This window comes from Pseudomonas sp. I2 (genome assembly GCF_040984075.1).
Classification (GTDB): domain Bacteria; phylum Pseudomonadota; class Gammaproteobacteria; order Pseudomonadales; family Pseudomonadaceae; genus Aquipseudomonas; species Aquipseudomonas guariconensis_B.
On sequence record NZ_JBCGFQ010000026.1, the window covers coordinates 1 to 17218 of the forward strand.

At 61.6% G+C, this 17218-nt stretch carries 16 protein-coding genes; 9 read left to right on the forward strand and 7 right to left on the reverse strand.

Going from position 1 to position 17218, the window contains the following annotated elements; genetic code table 11:
* Nucleotides 1-153: 153 nt before the first annotated feature.
* A complete protein-coding gene (locus WCE05_RS14810) occupies nucleotides 154-399 on the forward strand; it encodes a hypothetical protein (RefSeq protein ID WP_368816110.1) in 246 nt (81 codons plus the stop codon).
* 264 nt (nucleotides 400-663) lie between these two features.
* On the opposite strand, the gene WCE05_RS14815 is transcribed toward WCE05_RS14810, so the two are convergent.
* Complete coding sequence (locus WCE05_RS14815) at nucleotides 664-1461, reverse strand: thiazole synthase (RefSeq protein ID WP_368816111.1); 798 nt, start codon at nucleotides 1459-1461, stop codon at nucleotides 664-666.
* Between the two features lie 28 nt (nucleotides 1462-1489).
* On the reverse strand, nucleotides 1490-1690 hold the full coding sequence (gene thiS, locus WCE05_RS14820; RefSeq protein ID WP_253079914.1) for a sulfur carrier protein ThiS: 201 nt from the start codon (nucleotides 1688-1690) through the stop codon (nucleotides 1490-1492).
* A gap of 299 nt (nucleotides 1691-1989) precedes the next feature.
* Here thiS and WCE05_RS14825 point away from each other — a divergent pair, with 299 nt between their 5' ends.
* The 5 genes from WCE05_RS14825 to WCE05_RS14845 all read left to right on the forward strand — a co-directional run bounded on the left by WCE05_RS14825 (nucleotide 1990) and on the right by WCE05_RS14845 (nucleotide 8598).
* On the forward strand, nucleotides 1990-3372 hold the full coding sequence (locus WCE05_RS14825) for an aspartate aminotransferase family protein (RefSeq protein ID WP_253091533.1): 1383 nt from the start codon (nucleotides 1990-1992) through the stop codon (nucleotides 3370-3372).
* Between the two features lie 226 nt (nucleotides 3373-3598).
* Complete coding sequence (locus WCE05_RS14830; RefSeq protein WP_225788754.1) at nucleotides 3599-5065, forward strand: PLP-dependent aminotransferase family protein; 1467 nt, start codon at nucleotides 3599-3601, stop codon at nucleotides 5063-5065.
* Nucleotides 5066-5437: 372 nt separating this feature from the next.
* A complete protein-coding gene (gene xsc / locus WCE05_RS14835; protein WP_225788753.1) occupies nucleotides 5438-7198 on the forward strand; it encodes a sulfoacetaldehyde acetyltransferase in 1761 nt (586 codons plus the stop codon).
* 118 nt (nucleotides 7199-7316) lie between these two features.
* The gene (locus tag WCE05_RS14840; protein ID WP_253079889.1) at nucleotides 7317-8261 is read left to right on the forward strand and encodes a bifunctional enoyl-CoA hydratase/phosphate acetyltransferase; all 945 of its coding nucleotides are present in this window, start codon (nucleotides 7317-7319) and stop codon (nucleotides 8259-8261) included.
* A gap of 37 nt (nucleotides 8262-8298) precedes the next feature.
* Nucleotides 8299-8598, forward strand: a complete 300-nt coding sequence (locus tag WCE05_RS14845) for a DUF6506 family protein (protein WP_225788751.1) — start codon at nucleotides 8299-8301, stop codon at nucleotides 8596-8598.
* 230 nt (nucleotides 8599-8828) lie between these two features.
* Here the strand turns inward: WCE05_RS14845 and WCE05_RS14850 are convergent, their stop codons facing one another.
* Nucleotides 8829-9494 (reverse strand): hypothetical protein, encoded by a 666-nt coding sequence (locus tag WCE05_RS14850; protein ID WP_368816112.1) that lies wholly within the window; start codon nucleotides 9492-9494, stop codon nucleotides 8829-8831.
* Between the two features lie 231 nt (nucleotides 9495-9725).
* On the opposite strand from WCE05_RS14850, the gene WCE05_RS14855 reads away from it, so the two are divergent.
* Together WCE05_RS14855 and WCE05_RS14860 are read left to right on the forward strand one after the other, a co-directional pair.
* The gene (locus WCE05_RS14855; protein WP_368816113.1) at nucleotides 9726-10796 is read left to right on the forward strand and encodes a YeiH family protein; all 1071 of its coding nucleotides are present in this window, start codon (nucleotides 9726-9728) and stop codon (nucleotides 10794-10796) included.
* A 117-nt stretch (nucleotides 10797-10913) separates the two neighbouring features.
* Complete coding sequence (locus WCE05_RS14860; protein ID WP_253102398.1) at nucleotides 10914-11675, forward strand: TSUP family transporter; 762 nt, start codon at nucleotides 10914-10916, stop codon at nucleotides 11673-11675.
* Between the two features lie 19 nt (nucleotides 11676-11694).
* Here the strand turns inward: WCE05_RS14860 and WCE05_RS14865 are convergent, their stop codons facing one another.
* The 4 genes from WCE05_RS14865 to WCE05_RS14880 all read right to left on the reverse strand — a co-directional run bounded on the left by WCE05_RS14865 (nucleotide 11695) and on the right by WCE05_RS14880 (nucleotide 16588).
* Nucleotides 11695-12333 carry a c-type cytochrome gene (locus tag WCE05_RS14865; protein WP_253102396.1) on the reverse strand — a complete coding sequence of 213 codons (639 nt, stop codon included), beginning with the start codon at nucleotides 12331-12333 and terminating at the stop codon, nucleotides 11695-11697.
* A gap of 9 nt (nucleotides 12334-12342) precedes the next feature.
* The gene (locus tag WCE05_RS14870) at nucleotides 12343-13602 is read right to left on the reverse strand and encodes a molybdopterin-dependent oxidoreductase (RefSeq protein WP_225788746.1); all 1260 of its coding nucleotides are present in this window, start codon (nucleotides 13600-13602) and stop codon (nucleotides 12343-12345) included.
* Between the two features lie 262 nt (nucleotides 13603-13864).
* Nucleotides 13865-14752 carry a copper resistance protein B gene (locus WCE05_RS14875; protein WP_368816114.1) on the reverse strand — a complete coding sequence of 296 codons (888 nt, stop codon included), beginning with the start codon at nucleotides 14750-14752 and terminating at the stop codon, nucleotides 13865-13867.
* Nucleotides 14753-14878: 126 nt separating this feature from the next.
* On the reverse strand, nucleotides 14879-16588 hold the full coding sequence (locus tag WCE05_RS14880; protein WP_368816115.1) for a copper resistance system multicopper oxidase: 1710 nt from the start codon (nucleotides 16586-16588) through the stop codon (nucleotides 14879-14881).
* A gap of 301 nt (nucleotides 16589-16889) precedes the next feature.
* Here WCE05_RS14880 and WCE05_RS14885 point away from each other — a divergent pair, with 301 nt between their 5' ends.
* A complete protein-coding gene (locus tag WCE05_RS14885; protein ID WP_225788823.1) occupies nucleotides 16890-17159 on the forward strand; it encodes a type II toxin-antitoxin system mRNA interferase toxin, RelE/StbE family in 270 nt (89 codons plus the stop codon).
* The last annotated feature ends 59 nt before the right edge of the window (nucleotides 17160-17218 follow it).

The window sequence follows — 17218 nt, forward strand, 5'->3', positions numbered from 1 at the left end:
GGCCAGTTACGGGGGGGCGATGCGGCCAGTGGCGGCTGGCACTACGCTCGGGCGAAAACTGGCTCTATGGCCTGGAAGCGATGGCGACCAAGGATGGCCAGGCTGGTAAAACGCCTGGCGATTGCCGCCGAACAACCTTGAGAGGTCAATCAGATGTCCGCCGATACCCTGACGATCACGCTGGACCCGGAGCTCCTTGCGCTCTTTAGCCGCTACGAGAAACATACGCAGGTCACTGCGGCGTATTACATCGACGAATTGCTGGCCAAGACCCGGCCGACCCTGCAGGCCGTGGTCGAGGCGCTGGACGAAGCCGCAGGCGACCCCGAGGCGCTGGCCCGGCTGTTCGGCAACAAGATGGCCAGCCTGATGCAGCCGACCGCTAAGGCCACGGCCTGAGTCCATCTGTTGGACAGTGAGCTGCGCCGATACTCTGTGTGAGCGGGCTTGCCCGCGAAGAATACGACGCGGTGCATGGCACCGGCTTCGCCGGTGTTCGCGGCGGTTCGACGCCTCGACAAGCCCGCTCCCACAGGGACCCTGCTAAATCCAGGAGATGTCCTGCCGGCGATGAGCTGCGTAGCAGCCCCAGCAAAGCCTGTAGAAACCTTACTGCCTGCCATTACGGCTGGCCGCGTCTTGGCTCTGCTGCAGGCCCATCATCTACAAGAACATGCCACCCAACGGCGAGGAGGCATCGGCGCTCAATCGGCGCGGCATGCGCCCTGCCAGGTAGGCTTGGCGACCGGCCTCGACCGCTTTGCGCATTGCCGTGGCCATGCGGATCGGCTCGCGGGCGCGGGCAATCGCGGTGTTCATCAGCACGCCGTCGCAGCCCAGCTCCATGGCGATGGCCGCATCGGAGGCGGTGCCGACACCGGCATCGACGATCACCGGAACCTTGGCGTTTTCCACGATCAAGCGGATGTTGTAGGGGTTGCGGATGCCCAGCCCGGAACCGATCGGCGCGCCCAAGGGCATCACCGCCACGCAGCCAAGCGCCTCCAGGCGTCGGGCCACCAGCGGGTCGTCGCTGGTGTAGGCCATCACCTTGAAGCCCAGCTCGACCAGTTGCTGGGCGGCAACCAGGGTTTCGCCGATGTCTGGGTAGAGGGTCTGGCTGTCCCCGAGCACTTCGAGCTTGACCAGGTCATGGCCATCCAGCAGTTCGCGTGCCAGCAGGCAGGTGCGCACGGCATCCTTGGCCGTGTAGCAGCCTGCGGTATTGGGCAGCAAGGTGTAGCGCTGCGGGGTGATCACCTCGAGCAGGTTGGGCTGGAGGGTATCCTGCCCAAGGTTGCTGCGGCGCACCGCAAAGGTGACGATCTGCGCCAGGCTGGCCTCCACTGCCGCGCCCGTCTCGGCCAGGTCGGCGTAGTGCCCGGTGCCGACCAGCAGGTGTGAGTCATAGGCTTGGCCAGCAATGATGAGCGGGTCGCAGGTTGTGTTCGCGATGGTCATAGGGGCTCCGGTGAGAGGGGCAGGGCGATCAGCCGCCGCCGATGGCATGCACGATTTCCAGGCGGTCGCCCTGCTGCAGGCGCAGCCCGGCATACTCGCTGCGCGGCACGATGCCGAGGTTGTGTTCGATGGCCACGCGCCGCGTTTGCAGCTGTAGCCGGGCGAGCAATTGCGCCAGGTCGATACCTGCCGGCAACAGCTGGGCCTCCCCGTTGATCGTGACTTCAATCATTCAGGTTCTCCTGTCGGTGGCGGCTTCGTGTTCGCAGGGTGAGGGCGCCGGCGCTGCGCTTGAAGAGCCAGTCGCGGCTGTGGCGTTAGTCCAGTGTGGCGATTGCACGGCTGGCATCATCCATGGGCGATAACTGGTTCTAACTGCGCGCGCTGCTTGTTCTTAGTTTCATCTCCAGGGGTGGATCGGGGAGTGCTGCATTGCGATGCCGAGTACTGCTCCTTCATGTATCGGCGCCTGGCGTTCGTCTCCTGCCCGGTGACCCATAACAAAAATGCACCAGTCGAGAGGTAAGCATGAAAACAACTGCGCACGAGTACGATGCAGCCCAGGCGTTGGCCAGCGACCGCGCCCACGTGTGGCATCACCTGTCCCAGCACAAACCGCTGGAGCAGAGCGATCCGTTGATGATCGTCGAAGGCAAGGGCATGCGGGTCTGGGATGCCAAGGGCAACGAATACCTGGATGCGGTCTCTGGCGGGGTATGGACCGTCAACGTCGGTTACGGCCGCGAGAGTATCGCTGACGCGGTGCGCGACCAGCTGGTGAAGGTGAACTTTTTCGCCAACTCCGCAGGCAACATTCCCGCGGCCTTGTTCGCCCAGAAACTGATCGAGAAGATGCCTGGCCTGAGCCGGGTGTACTACTCCAACTCCGGTTCCGAGGCCAACGAGAAGGCCTACAAGATCGTGCGACAGATTGCGCACAAGAAGTACGGTGGCAAGAAGCACAAGATCTTGTTCCGCGAGCGGGACTATCACGGCACGACCATCACCGCGTTGAGTTCGACCGGCCAGTTCGAGCGCAAGAACCAGTACGGCCCCTTCACCCCGGGGTTCGTCGAGTTTGCGCATTGCTGCCAATACCGCTCGCAGTTCGGTGACGTGCCTGACTATGGCGTGCGCGCCGCCATGGAGATGGAGCGTGTAATCCTCGCGGAAGGGCCGGATACCGTGGGTGCGGTGGTGCTCGAGCCGATTACCGCGGGCGGGGGCGTGATCACGCCGCCGGAGGGGTATTGGGAGACCATTCAGGCAATCTGCAAGAAGTACGACATCCTCCTGCACATCGACGAGGTGGTGTGTGGCCTGGGCCGCACTGGCAAGTGGTTCGGCTATCAGCACTACGGCATCAAGCCGGACATCGTCACCATGGCCAAGGGGGTGGCCAGCGGTTATGCGGCGATCTCCTGCACCGTGACCACCGAGGAGGTGTTCGAAGCGTTCAAGGGGGAGGCCGATGACCGCATGGGTTACTTCCGCGATATCAGCACCTTCGGCGGCTGCACCGCAGGCCCAGCGGCGGCGCTGGAGAACATGCGCATCATCGAGGACGAGGGCTTGCTGGAGAACGTCACCCACATGGGCGAGTACTTCATGGGCCGCCTGCGCGAGCTGCAGGACAAGTACCCAGTGATTGGCGATGTACGCGGCAAAGGCCTGTTCTGTGGCATGGAACTGGTCAAGGACCGCAAGACCAAGGAGCCGGTGCCGGAGAGCGTGGCGATTGCCATCGTCGCTGACTGCATGCGCCAAGGGGTGATGATCGGGCGCACCAACCGAAGCTTCGAGCAGTTCAACAACACGCTGTGCTTCAGCCCGGCGCTGATCGCCACGCAAAAGGAACTGGACGAGATCATCGTCGCCCTGGATGGCGCACTGGGTCGCGTTGCAATCTGATCGATAGGTTTCACCAGGGTTGACCGGTCCTTTGGCTTTGTCGAGGGTCCGGTCTTTTGTGTCTCTGCGACGTTAATATGTCGAGCGCTGGATAGTCTTGCCGAGGGGTTGTTGCTAGTCTGCTCGACGATCGCCGCGCTGGTGCTGGGCTGGCGAGAGCATTCTTGAGCGACTGGCCGAGTGCTGTGCGGTACCAGCGCTTATCGTTCGTTCAGTCGAGGCCGCTATGTTCCAGCTGTTCCATTTGTCTGCCGATAAATCCACCAATCTGCAACAGCAGCTGCGCGAGCAAATCGCCCAAGTGATACTCAACGGCAATATACCGCCGGACAGCCCGTTACCTTCCAGCCGCAAGCTGGCCAAGCAGCTCAACATCGCACGCAATACCGTGGTCCTGGCCTACGAGCACCTGCTCGACGATGGCTACCTGATCGCGCGTGAGCGCAGCGGCTACTACGTCAATCCCGATATCCTGGCACACAAGGTCGACGCGCCGCGTGCTGACCAGGACGAGGCCGTCGCCACCACGTTGGACTGGTCGCAACGGCTGGTGATGCAGCCCTCGCAGCAACGCAACATGAGAAAACCACGGGATTGGCAGAGCTACAAATACCCCTTTATCTACGGGCAATTCGACCCAGCCCTGTTTCCGACCGCCAACTGGCGTGGATGCTGTCGCGATGCGGTGAGCATCCCGGCGATCCGTGACTGGGCTTCGGACCGTTTCGACAACGACGACCCCTTGTTGATGGAGCAGATCAGGACGCGCCTGTTACCGCGTCGCGGTGTCTGGGCTTCGCCTGAACAGATCCTGGTCACGGTGGGTGCGCAGCATGCGTTGTACATGCTGGCGCGCCTGTTGTTGCGCCCCGACAGCCTGATGGGCATCGAAGAGCCGGGCTATGTCGATATCCGCAATATCGCCATGCTCAACCCTTCGCGCATTCAGCCGCTGCCGGTGGACAACCAGGGCCTGATACTGAGCGAGAAACTCAATGACTGCGACCTTATCTACACCACGCCCAGCCATCAGTGCCCGAGCACCGTGACCATGCCCCTGGAGCGCCGCTACGAACTGTTGCGGCGGGCCAAGGAGCACGATTTTCTGATCATCGAGGACGACTACGAAAGCGAGACCAACTTCAAGGGCAACCCGATCCCGGCGCTCAAGAGCCTGGACAAGAACGACCGGGTGCTTTACGTCGGCAGCCTGTCAAAGACCCTGGCTCCTGGCTTGCGAGTTGGCTACCTGGTCGGCCCCGAAGCCTTGATCCGTGAGGCACGGGCGTTGCGTCGACTGATGGTGCGTCATCCTGCGGCGAACAATCAGCGTTCGGTAGCGCTGTTCCTCGAGCGCGGTTACCACGATGCGTTGATCCTGAGCCTGATGCGCGCCTACGAGGAGCGTCATCAGCAGATGGGCGATGCCCTGCGCGAGTACCTGCCGGAGTCCTCCAGGGAGCCGAGCTTCGGCGGCTCCTGCTACTGGGTGAAGGGGCCGGATGGCCTGGATGCGCGTCGCTTGCAGGAGGAGGCCGCCAACCACGGCATCCTGATCGAGCCCGGCGATATTCATTTCTTCGGTGAGCAGCCACCGCTCAACTACTTCCGTCTGGGCTACTCGTCCATTCCGGCCGAGCGTATCCGTCCGGGAATCAAATTGCTTGCCGAGCTCATCGAGCGGCTTTGCTGACCACGCCCATCGAAAATCACCCCCTCGGGCAGGCAGTGTCGAGCACGCATTTCGGCGCTGCCTGCTGGCTTAACAGGTAGTCCCCAACTGGTTCTATCGGCCACTTCCCCCGCCCTCCTACTCTAGCCCCAAGGCAGCCAGCCCTCGCTTGCAAATGAACGAGGGACGGCTCGCTCGACTTGCCCCAAGACTCCATCAAAACAACAACAGGAGAGTTCGGCATGCGTAAAGACGCCGCACAGAGCAAGCACCACAAGTCCCCGCTCCGCCTCCCTGTACCTGTCCTGATGCGTATCCCCCTGTGCCCATGCTGCTGAAAGGCTGAGCCCGAGTAGTTGGCGGCATACCTTAAGTAACGAGAGGAGTATCGATATGCCACGCATGACCCCCAGCGAAGCAATGGTTGAAACACTGGTTGCCAATGGCGTGACCGACATCTTTGGCATCATGGGTTCGGCCTTCATGGATGCGATGGATATCTTCGCTCCGGCGGGTATCCGTTTTATCCCGGTGGTCCACGAGCAGGGCGCCGGCCACATGGCCGATGGTTACGCACGGGTCAGCGGCCGTCATGGCGTGTGCATCGCGCAGAATGGCCCTGGCATCACCAACTTCGTCACCGCCATCGCCGCTGCCTACTGGGCACACAGCCCGGTGGTGGTGATCACGCCGGAAACCGGCTCGATGAGCCAGGGCCTGGGTGGTTTCCAGGAAGCCCAGCAACTGCCGTTCTTCGAGACCATCACCAAGTACCAGGCCCATGTGCCTAACCCGGCGCGGATGGCCGAGCTGACCGGCCGTTGTTTCGACCGGGCGATGCAGGAAAACGGCCCGACCCAGTTGAACGTCCCGCGTGACTTCTTCTATGGCGATATCAACGTCGAGATTCCTGCACCGATTCGCATCGAGCGCAGCGCCGGTGGTGAGCAGAGCCTGGCCGAAGCCGCCCAGATCCTGGCGGCAGCGAAGAACCCGGTGATCATCTCCGGCGGCGGCGTGGTCATGGGCGACGCCGTCGAGGCCTGTAAAGCGCTGGCCGAATACCTCGGCGCGCCAGTGGTCAACAGCTACCTGCACAACGACTCGTTCCCGGCCAGCCACCCGCTGTGGTGTGGCCCACTGGGCTACCAAGGCTCCAAGGCGGCCATGAAGCTGCTGTCGCGTGCCGACGTGGTCCTGGCCCTGGGCACCCGCCTGGGCCCATTCGGTACCTTGCCACAACACGGCCTCGACTACTGGCCGAAGCAGGCGAAGGTCATCCAGGTCGATTGCGACTCGAAGATGCTCGGCCTGGTGAAGAAAATCACCGTCGGTATCTGCGGCGATGCCAAGGCCGCGGCGCTCAACCTGCTCGGCCGCCTGGAGAACCTCGAGGTGCAGTGCCTGGCAAGCAAGGGGGCGCGTGCCGAGGAAATCGCCAAGGAAAAAGCCGACTGGGAAACCGAGCTGGACGCCTGGATCCACGAGAAGGACGAATACTCCCTGGAGATGATCGAGGAGCAGAGCGGCGAGCCTGGCAACTACCTGCACCCGCGCCAGGTCCTGCGGGAACTGGAAAAAGCCATGCCTGCCGATGCCATGGTCTCCACCGACATCGGCAACATCAACTCGGTCTCCAACAGCTACCTGCGCTTCGAGAAACCCCGCTCGTTCTTCGCTGCCATGAGCTTCGGCAACTGCGGCTACGCGCTGCCGACCATTATCGGTGCCAAGGTCGCCGCGCCACACCGCACCGCCATCTCCTATGCCGGTGATGGCGCCTGGGGCATGTCGATGATGGAAATCATGACCTGCGTGCGCGAAAACATCCCGGTCACCTCGATCGTCTTCCATAACCGTCAGTGGGGCGCGGAGAAGAAGAATCAGGTGGACTTCTACAACCGCCGCTTCGTCGCAGGCGACCTGGAGAACCAGAGTTTTGCCGGCATTGCCCGCGCGATGGGGGCCGAGGGCGTCACCGTCGATCGCCTGGAGGACGTCGGCCCGGCGCTCATGGCGGCTTGCGAGGCACAGAAGGCAGGCAAGACCACGGTGATCGAGATCATGTGCACCCGCGAACTGGGCGATCCGTTCCGCCGCGATGCGCTTTCCAAGCCTGTGCGCTTCCTCGAGAAGTACAGGGACTACGTCTGAGGCACCTGGCGTCAATGCCTGTGTGGCGGGCCCAGCTCGCTGCACAGGCCATCAGGAATACGGCGATGGCGTCTTCGGGCGCCGTTGCGGCTTCGACCGTGAATACAGGAATCCAAGCATGTTGAGCACCCTTGCACCGGAATGTCCGGCGTTTTTGCTCGATCGGGCCAAGGCCCTGCCACGTGTGGTCACGGCGGTGGTCAACCCGGTCAACCTGCTGAGCCTGAGCAGTGCCAAGCGGGCGTGTGACGAAGGGCTTATCGAGCCTGTGCTGGTCGGTGATCAGATGAAGATCCGCACCCTGGCCGAAGAACTCGACTGGGACCTGCGCGACCTGCGCGTGCTGCACGCCAGTGATGAGCAACAGTGCGCCGAAGTCGCTTGCATGCAGGCTGGAGACGGTAGCGCAGCGGCCATCATGAAGGGGCACCTGCACACCGATACCTTGTTGCGTGCGGTGCTCAAGCGCGAAGTGGGGCTGCGTACTGCCAGCCGTCTCAGTCATGTGTTCCACATGACGCTGCCGGGGAGCGACAAGGCCTTGTCGATCACCGATGCGGTGATCAACGTGCAGCCTACGATCATCGACAAGATCCATATCGCCCGCAATGCCATCGAGATGATGCATGCCTTGGGCTATGAGAGGCCGCGCATGGCGGTGCTGTCTGGTACCGAGGAAGTGACGCGCAGCATGCCCTCGAGCCAGGATGCCGCCGAGCTGACCAAGCTGGCGGTGCTCGGTGTCCTGGGAGAGGCCTGCATCGAAGGCCCGCTGGCCTTCGACAACGCGGTGTCGCTGGAGGCGGCGCGCATCAAGGGCATTGGCGGTGAGGTCGCGGGCAATGCCGATATCCTGCTGGTGCCCAACCTGGAGGCGGGTAATTTTCTGTTCAAGCAGATGGTGTATTTCATGGGCGCCACGGCTGCTGGCCTGGTGCTGGGCGCACGGGTGCCGATCATGCTCACCTCGCGTGCCGACCCGGTGCAGGCGCGTCTGGCATCCTGCGCGCTGGCGTCCATCGTCATCGACCATCACCGGCAATCGCGCGGGCGCTTTGCGTAAAAAACCAAGCAATCCCGAGACCCCAAGGAAAATCACGATGGCTGTGCAACGTTATGGCTTTATCTTCAAGGCGCCTGGTATGCAGTTCCTCACCCACAACGGTAGCCTTGAATCGGACACCTTCACCGCGACCGTGTGCGGCGTAGCGAACGTCGGGGAAGCGCAGATCGTGGCCCAGGAATTGTTGACCCGGCATGTGCAATTGATCGAGCTGTGCGGCGCTTTCACCGAGGCCGAAGTCGAGCTGGTTCGCAGCGCCATTGGCGACCGGATTCCCGTGGCCGCCGTGCAGTACAACCCTGAGACTCGCCAACGCCTGCAGCAGTTGAGCGACTGAGCGATTTGGGGCCGCTTTGCGGCCCTTCGCGGGCAAGCCCGCTCCCACAGGGGCCGCGTAAAGCCACTATCAGTTCTCTGCGTGACAGCGCAGCCCAAAGGCTAGGTGATCTCCCACAGGGATCGCGCATTTCCTGAACCTTGTGGGAGCGCACCTTGCCCGCGAAAAGCTGCAAAGCAGCCCCAGTAAAGTCTGTAGAAGCCTTAACTGACTGGCATTAGGGCCTGTCTTCAGGGGGCGCAGCGTGCAGGAGCCATTTCAGCCTGCCTGGCGGACAACACCCGCCGCCCCCACCAATCACTCCCTTCAACCAGTTGGCGGATCAGCACCTGTTGCTGCGTACTGCCGGCAAACTGCTGCGGACGCGGTAGCGTTGGAAGCGAGCAGACCAGGGCCTGGTACTGTTCTGCACCTTGCGCAAGTTCCCCGAAGCCGGGCAAGAACGGTAAGTGCGGGCACAGATAGAACAACACCTGGTGGGTTGCCGCTTGCAGGCGTTCGCTGGCGAACAACGCCCTGTTGCATGCATCGAGTAGCTCGGACGCCAACGGCAAGCCTTCGCTGCCGCCGCTTCCAATGATTTGCCCCCAGCGTGGAGCCAACGCCTGGCGAATGAAACCGTCCAGCCGGGCTGCCAGTTCATCCTCGGCAAAGCCATGAAAATCCAGGCCGAAGCAGTCCTTCAGAATGCGCAGGTACGTCTTGTCGACCAGGGTGCGCCCTGCGTTCTGCCAGCCCAGGCCGGCGGCTTTGACCAGGCTGCCGTGGAACTGCAGGAGCAGGGCATTCTCGCTGCTACGCGCGTCCATGCCCGAGGCAAATGCCGGGTGCGGCCGTGACCAGGCCTGGCGCAGCTGTTCTGCGAGCTGGACGAGGCGCAGGCGATCCTGGGTCATAGGTGTTCTCCGCAAAGCAGGTCTTAATGCACAGCAAGGGCTTGGCATGCGCGCATGACTATAGGCGGGAACATTCCGGCTCATTAGCACCAGCCAGTGATTGTGCCCTGGGCCAGCGCACCGCTGTCGTCTGGCCCCTAAGAACGCCTTGACGTGGTTCTAATGGGGGAGCGGCGCTTTCTCTAGCATCTCAGTCCAGTGATTCCCCAACCACAGGCTGGAGCTGAGAACATGACAATAAAACAGCACCACACCATTCCTCCCGTACCTGGCCAGTCGCTCGACACGGCCAAGCCGTCGTCCTCCTGGTTGATACGTCGCCAGCAGAAACTCAATCTATTGTTGCCGGGCATCATCGCCGCGATGGTCGTCGCCGCCAGTGCGTCTTTTCTTTCCGAGCATTACGGCGCACCGGTGATGTTGATGGCCTTGTTGCTGGGCATGGCATTGGGCTTTCTCTCCGAGGAGGGGCGAGCGGTCGCGGGCATTCGCTTCACCTCCAGCACCGTCTTGCGCTGCGGCGTGGCGCTGCTGGGCATGCGCATCACCGTCGAGCAGATTCTCTCGTTGGGGGGAACGCTGATGGCGGTGGTGATCGGTGCGGTGTTCCTGACCATCAGTTTTGGCATCGTCCTGTCGCGGCTACTCGGCCAGTCACGGGGTTTCGGCATTCTCAGCGGCGGCAGCGTGGGCATTTGCGGGGCGTCTGCGGCGCTGGCCATTTCCGCGGTCCTGCCGCAAGACAAGGACAGCGAGCGCAACATCATTTTCACGGTGATCAGTGTGACGGCGTTGAGCACCATCGCGATGATCGCCTATCCGCCGATCGCCCAATGGATCGGCCTGGATGCCCAGCAAGCAGGGATATTCCTTGGCGCGACCATTCACGATGTGGCGCAGGTGGTCGGTGCCGGCTACAGCATGTCGGATGAAACCGGCGATACCGCGACCGTGGTCAAGCTGCTGCGTGTGGCCATGCTGGTGCCGATTGTCTTCAGCCTGTCGTTGCTGCTGCGCAAGCGTAAGGAGGGAGGCCCGCGCACGGCACTGCCATTGCCCTTGTTCATCATCTTCTTCGTGTTGTTCGTTGCCATCAACAGCAGCGGCATAGCGCCGCCACAGGTGCAGGCGCTGGCCGGCGATGTGTCGCGCTGGTGCCTGGTTACCGCGATCGCCGCCCTGGGCATGAAAACCTCGTTGAAGGCGCTGCTGGAGGTGGGGTGGCGCCCGGCGACCCTGTTGGTCAGCGAGACGGTGTTTCTCGCCGCATTGATTCTGATCGCGGTGCAATGCCTGGGGTAAGCCAGCACCATGGGGTGAGTCGTATCGCTCCCGCCCGATCGACCGACGGCTGCCGACACCTGGCGTGTGCGGCGGCCGTCTGGTTTAACCCGTAGCCGAGGTGGTATGAGCCTACAAGTGCATCTGATCTTTCTGGGGTGCGTGGCATTGGCAAGCGTCGCCCAGAGCCTCACCGGCTTTGCCTTCGGCCTGATCCTGATGGGCTTGATCGCGTCCCTGCACATGGTGCCGCTGAGTGAGGTCGCGGTGGTGATCAGTATCCTTACCCTGGGCAACGCCATGGGGACCCTGGGCGGGCCGAAACCGCAGTTGGATCGCGCGGTGCTGATGCCGGTGTTGCTCAGCAGTCTGTTGGGGGTCAGCCTCGGCGTGTGGGGGCTCGATGCGTTGAGCGGCGGCCTGATCATCTGGCTGCGCCTGCTGCTTGGCGTACTGATCGTCGCCGCCAGCCTCATGCTGGTGGTGCAGAACAAACCGAAAGCGCAGCTCTCCCGGCAGCCATCATTCTGGCTGGCCGGTGGTCTTTGCGGGCTGCTCAACGGCTTGTTCTCCAGCGGCGGGCCGCCGATCGCGTATCACCTGTATCGCCAGCCTCTGGGCTACGAGATCATCCGCAACACCCTGATCACGGTGTTTTCCGCCAATGCGGCGGCGCGCCTTGGACTGGTCGTCGCGCAAGGGCAGATGCAAGTGTCCACCTTGTTGTTGAGTGCCGAAGCCTTGCCGTTGGTGCTGCTGGTCAGTTGGCTGGTCCGTCGTTATCCGCCGAAGTTGTCACTGCGCACGGTACGTTGGCTGGTGTTCGTCCTGATGATGCTGGCCGGCGTGAGCTTGATCTGGGACTCAGTGCCGGGGCTTTTGGCTGCGACCTCGGCCTGAGTCCTGGCCGCATCAGTGGTTACTGCTGCAGTATGTACGTCGCCAGTGTTTGCAGCTCCTGCGAGTTCAACTGCGCGTATGGCGGCATAGGGATCGCTCCCCATTTCCCGGCGCCGCCGCTCTGAATGCTGGACGCCAGCTTGGCCGCTGCCTGCGGGTCGCTCCGATATTTGGCAGCGACATCGTGATAAGCCGGGCCTACCACCTGGTGATCGATCGCGTGGCAGGACAGGCAGGCATTGTTCTGAAGCAACGTCATGGCGTCGGCTTTCGCCGCAGGGGCCGCCGAGGCTTGGCTCGTTGCCAGGTTGGAGGCCGCTTGCACATCGGCATCGCTCGCCTGGGCACTGCCATAGGTCGCCGCCAGATAGGCGCCGATGATCTTCACATCCTGATCGCTGATCGGTGCGCCATACGCTTGCTGCATCTTGCTCGCCTCTGCAGTCCATTGCGCCAGGGACATCCCCGGAGGCTGAAAGTTGATGTAGTCGGCCGAATGGCAGGTGGAGCACTTCTGCAGGGCCAAGGTGTAGCCCGGCAGCGTGCTGGGCTTGAGCGCAGCCGTCTCAGGCGGCAGCGTGATCGACAGTGGCGCTGCACTGGCCAGGCTCGCCAAGCAGAATTGAGTCGCGCACAACAAGGTGGTCAACGGTTTCATGCGAGCCCCTCAGGCGACAGTCACGTGGGTGGTTTCGACGACGTGGCGACGGTAGCCCCCGGGATTCCAGTCGGCACGTAGCGGTTGTGTCTCGCCTGCGCGGTTGCTGGCGCGCACCATCAACTGGGTAGCCCCCTTGCTGGCGAAGGCGATCGCCAGTGTCCACTCACGGAATGAGAAACGCCCCAGATCCTGCCCGAGCTGGGCTTCGAGCCAGCGCTTGCCGCCGTCGATGGAAACTTCCACCTTGTTGACCCCAGCCCCACTGTCGAACGCTATGCCCTTGAGCACCACCTGTTCTTTCAGTGGCAGGACATCACCGTGCTTGACGCTGGTGATGAAGCTGCGCACGGGCAATTTGGAAATCGGCTGGGTCTTCGCTGCCGTGGTGCCGGGGGCGACGCAAAAGCAATCGTTGTCCGGGACACGGTAGCCTTTAGCCATGAAAAAGCCGTCATCGATTTGCTCGATGACTTCGATCTCACTCAGGTGCTTGACCCAATAGGTCCCGAAGTAGCCTGGCACCACCAGACGAATCGGGTAGCCATTGAGAAAGGGCAGGTCGGTGCCGTTCATCGACCAGGCGATCATGGGCTCGCCATCCATGGCGTGGCTGATGTCCAGGGCCTTGATGAACTCCGGTGTGCTCGACAGCACGGGCTTATCAAGCCCACGGAATGTCACCTGCCTGGCTTCGGCTTTGACGCCTGCCTTTTCCAGTACCGCTTTGAGCGGCACCCCAACCCAACGGGCATTCCCCATCGAGCCATTACCCAGTTGGGCGCCGAACACGCGGGGCATGAAAAAGCCACGGCTATTACCGGAGCACTGATTGACAGCCACCACTTCCACCGGGTCGGTGAGTGTCTTGAGTTCTGCAAGAGACAACGACAGCGGGGTGTTGACCGAACCCTTGATCGTCAATCGGTAGCTGTCTGGATCGATGCGGGTAGGGAAGTTGGCCAAATGGTAACGCACGAAAAAAGCATCGTTTGGCGTGATGGGGCCCTGGTCGAAGACCGAAAATGGCGTTTCCAGGTGTGGTGGACGAGTGGTCACCAGGGTCAACGGCCTTTTTTGCGGGTATTGCACCAGCGGGCGAGGGCCAGCAGCGAAGGTCACGTCATCGGCACTCGAGGTGGCTTCTTGGGGATCGGAGACGGCCTTGGCCAGGCTTGCCAATGGGGAGGCTGCAACCGCCAGTGTCAGGGCATCGCGTAGAACGCGGCGACGGCTCGGATGGCTGTTTTCCATAAAGCTGAATTTCATTCTGCACTCTCTATGTTTGTATTTGAGTGAGATGCAATTGACAGTTTCCCGTCAGGGGCGCGAGGCATGGATAATTCGCCCACGTTGATATTCAGCAGAAATTGACATCAGGCTATTAAGCCAACTTCTGTTTGGCGTGATGCCTCACAGGGCCATCTTCAAACGCTTGTGACGGCATGCATAGGTCCAGTTCATGCCGTAGTGTTGGGCCTCTGACTCGGTCGTTTGGGGCCGCTTCGCGCTTGATCGCCGCAAGCCGGCTTCAAAACCACATCCGAATGCCGGCAACGAAACGCGCTTCATCCACATCCCCGCCATCGTCACGAATCAGGTCTGCCGTCTTGCCGTAGGCGCGGCTCCAGGTGACGCCTATGTAGGGGGCGAATTGGCGCACGATCTCATACCGTAGACGCAGTCCGACTTCGGTGTTGGCGAGGCCGGAACCTACGCCGCGCTCAGGGTCATGCTTGCCGTAGAAATTAGCCTCAGCGGTGGGCTGCAGGATCAGGCGATTGGTCAGCAGGATGTCGTATTCGCCCTCCAGCCGAGCGGCAGTCTGGCCATTCTCGCCAATGAAGGCGGTGGCCTGGGCTTCGAAGTCGTACAGCGCCATGCCTTGAATACCGAAGGCCGCCCATGTCTGCGCAGACGCTGGCTTGAAGTCCTGGCGAACCCCTGCAACCACATCCCACCAAGGGCCAATGGCGCGGCCGTACAGAAGCTGCAATTCGGCGTCTTCGGTAACGCCGTTCGTGCGCTCGCCTTCGGAACGGATCCAGAGCCGGTTTATATCGCCCCCGACCCATCCCGAGGCATCCCAGGCCAGCGTGCTGCCTTCGTCGGTATCCTGATACTCAAGCTGATCCAGCAAGAAGAAGCTGTTGATACCGCTATCGTGAATCTCATGACCGCCCAATGGGGGAAATGCCGCTTCGCGGTCCGCATCGGTCAGGATGGGAATCGGCGTGCGACTGGTCGTCGTGGGGGCATTGGCAGGGCCATGGTTCATCTTCGAGTGGTCCATGGCGCCGTGATCCATGCTCATCGCCGAATGATCCATCGCTTCAGCCGCAAAGCTGGGCGCCCCACCCAGTGTGCCGAGGGACACCGCCAATGCCAGGAGCGAGGGGCGTGCCAGCCTATTGCTCATCGTTGCCTGCCTCATGATGTTCACCGGACCACGAGGAAGGGGCATGCGCCGCCAGAAGGCCTACCAGGGAGGCAAAATAGAAAACGGCGCTACGTTTCATGGGTTTGCTCATCTCGGATTTCCAGTTCATTCGTCCACACGGACTTCTCGGAACATGCCCATTTCCATGTGGAACAGCAGGTGGCAGTGATAGGCCCAACGGCCCAACGCATCGGCCGTTACGCGATAGCTGCGTTTTGAGCCAGGCGGCATGTCGAGGGTGTGTTTTCGCACCATGAAGTTTCCATGCTCGTCCTCCAGGTCGCTCCACATGCCGTGGAGATGGATGGGATGAGTCATCATGGTGTCGTTGACCAAGGTGATGCGAAGACGCTCGCCATATTTGAGGCGCAGGGGCTCGGCATCGGAAAACTTGATCCCGTCAAAGGACCAGGCGAACTTTTCCATATGCCCCGTAAGATGCAGTTCGATCGTGCGACCAGGCTCACGGCCATCAGGGTCCATGAACGTGCTGCGCAGATCCGCATAGGTCAGGACACGGCGTCCGTTGTTGCGCAGGCCGATGCCTGGATCGCTCAACTTAGGTGTCGGCGACATCGTCTGCATGTCGACCAAGGGATTGTTGGTCTCCGAATCCGGGTGGCTCTGCATGGTTGCCATCTGGCCGTGGTCCATGCCGTGCATCGATCCATGATCCACCCCACCCATGCTGCCGTGATCCATACCCATATCGTTCATGGAGATGAGCGGGCGTGGGTCAACGGCTGGTACAGGCGCCTGCAGGCCTTCGCGGACGGCCAAGGTGCCTCGGGAGTAACCTGTGCGATCCATGGACTGCGCGAAAATGGTGTACGCCTGCGCGTCCTCCGGCTCGACGATGACATCGTAGGTTTCAGCGACTGCGATGCGCAATTCATCGACGCTAACGGGGTTGACGTGTTGCCCATCCGCGGCCACCACCGTCATCTTCAAGCCCGGGATTCGCACATCGAAGTACGTCATGGCTGAAGCATTGATAAAGCGCAGGCGGATCTTTTCGCCCGGCTTGAAGATGCCCGTCCAGTTACTGTCCGGTGCCTGGCCGTTCATCAGGTAGGTGTAGGTATACCCGCTCACGTCGGCAAGATCGGTTGGGCTCATCTTCATCTCTGCCCACATTTTTCGATCCGCCATGGCGGCCGACCACCCCATCTCGCTTACGTCGTCGATGAAGTCGCCAACCGTGCGCTTGTGGAAGTTGTAATAGTCCGACTGCTTCTTGAGCTTGGACAGGACCTTGGCAGGATCCTCATCGGTCCAGTCGCTAAGCAGGACCACGTAATCCCGCTCATAGGTGAACGGTTCAGGCGCTTTCGCATCGATGACCAATGCACCATAAACCCCGGCCTGTTCCTGCAGGCCCGAATGGCTGTGGTACCAGTAGGTGCCGTTCTGGCGGACCTCGAACTGGTATTCATACATGCCATCGGGGGCGATGCCATGGAAGCTCAGGCCTGGAACACCATCCATGTTCGCCGGCAGGATGATGCCGTGCCAATGGATGGACGTGTCTTGCTTCAAGCGGTTGCGAACACGGAGCGTGACAGTGTCACCTTCTCGCCAGCGAAGAATGGGCCCGGGCAGCGAACCGTTGATCGCCATGGCGGTACGGGCGGCTCCGGTGACGTTGACCGGTAGCTCACCGATGTAGAGATCGAAATCGGTGCCTGTCAGCACGTTGGGCTGGCCAGGGCTGGTCACGGCCCAGACCGGCGTGCGCCACATGCCTAGTCCACCCAGTAGTCCAGTAGCGGCCAGGCCTTTGACGAAGGATCGTCTCGTGGTTTTGCTGTGCATGCCGTCGTGTCCAGTCAGGTCATTCGCTGATATCCAGGCTGCTCGACGTCACAGCCTTCGGTTTCACAGGCCAGAGGCGATCATCGTCACGAGCGCTTCGAGCAAGCTCATCCGTTGTTCCGCAGCGGGTCACTGTCTTGGCTACGTTAGCGAGCCTGCGCTTTCAGGAAGCTGAGCCCGGCATTACAGATCTGTCAGGTTCGCGTGACGGTTCAACCCGGTCTGGACGCACCTGTCATGCAGGCTGAGGCGCAATGACAGGACTCAGCGATCGAGTAGGAGATGGGGCTTGCATGGCTGGATGGCCTATAGGCTGGAATTCTTCTCTTGCGCCATGAATACGGTGCGCGGGCGGATCACGAGGCTCAGGGAACGCCTGCAGACGCCTCGTGTGCAGGCCGACATACCGGGTCACTACAAGATCAAGCTGAAGGCTTTCGGCCACCGCCTGGTCTATCGCGTCGAGGATGAGCGGGTGGTGGTGTCGATGGGCAAAGGCGAGCGAGGCGAGGTCTCCAGTTTCTCGGGGGAAAGGTGTAAACCTTATTCAGGACGGGACAGGACAAATTAAAAAGCCGGCTTGTGGCCGGCTTCTCGGGGACGGTCTTGGCTAATTTTTGGTAAGCCGCA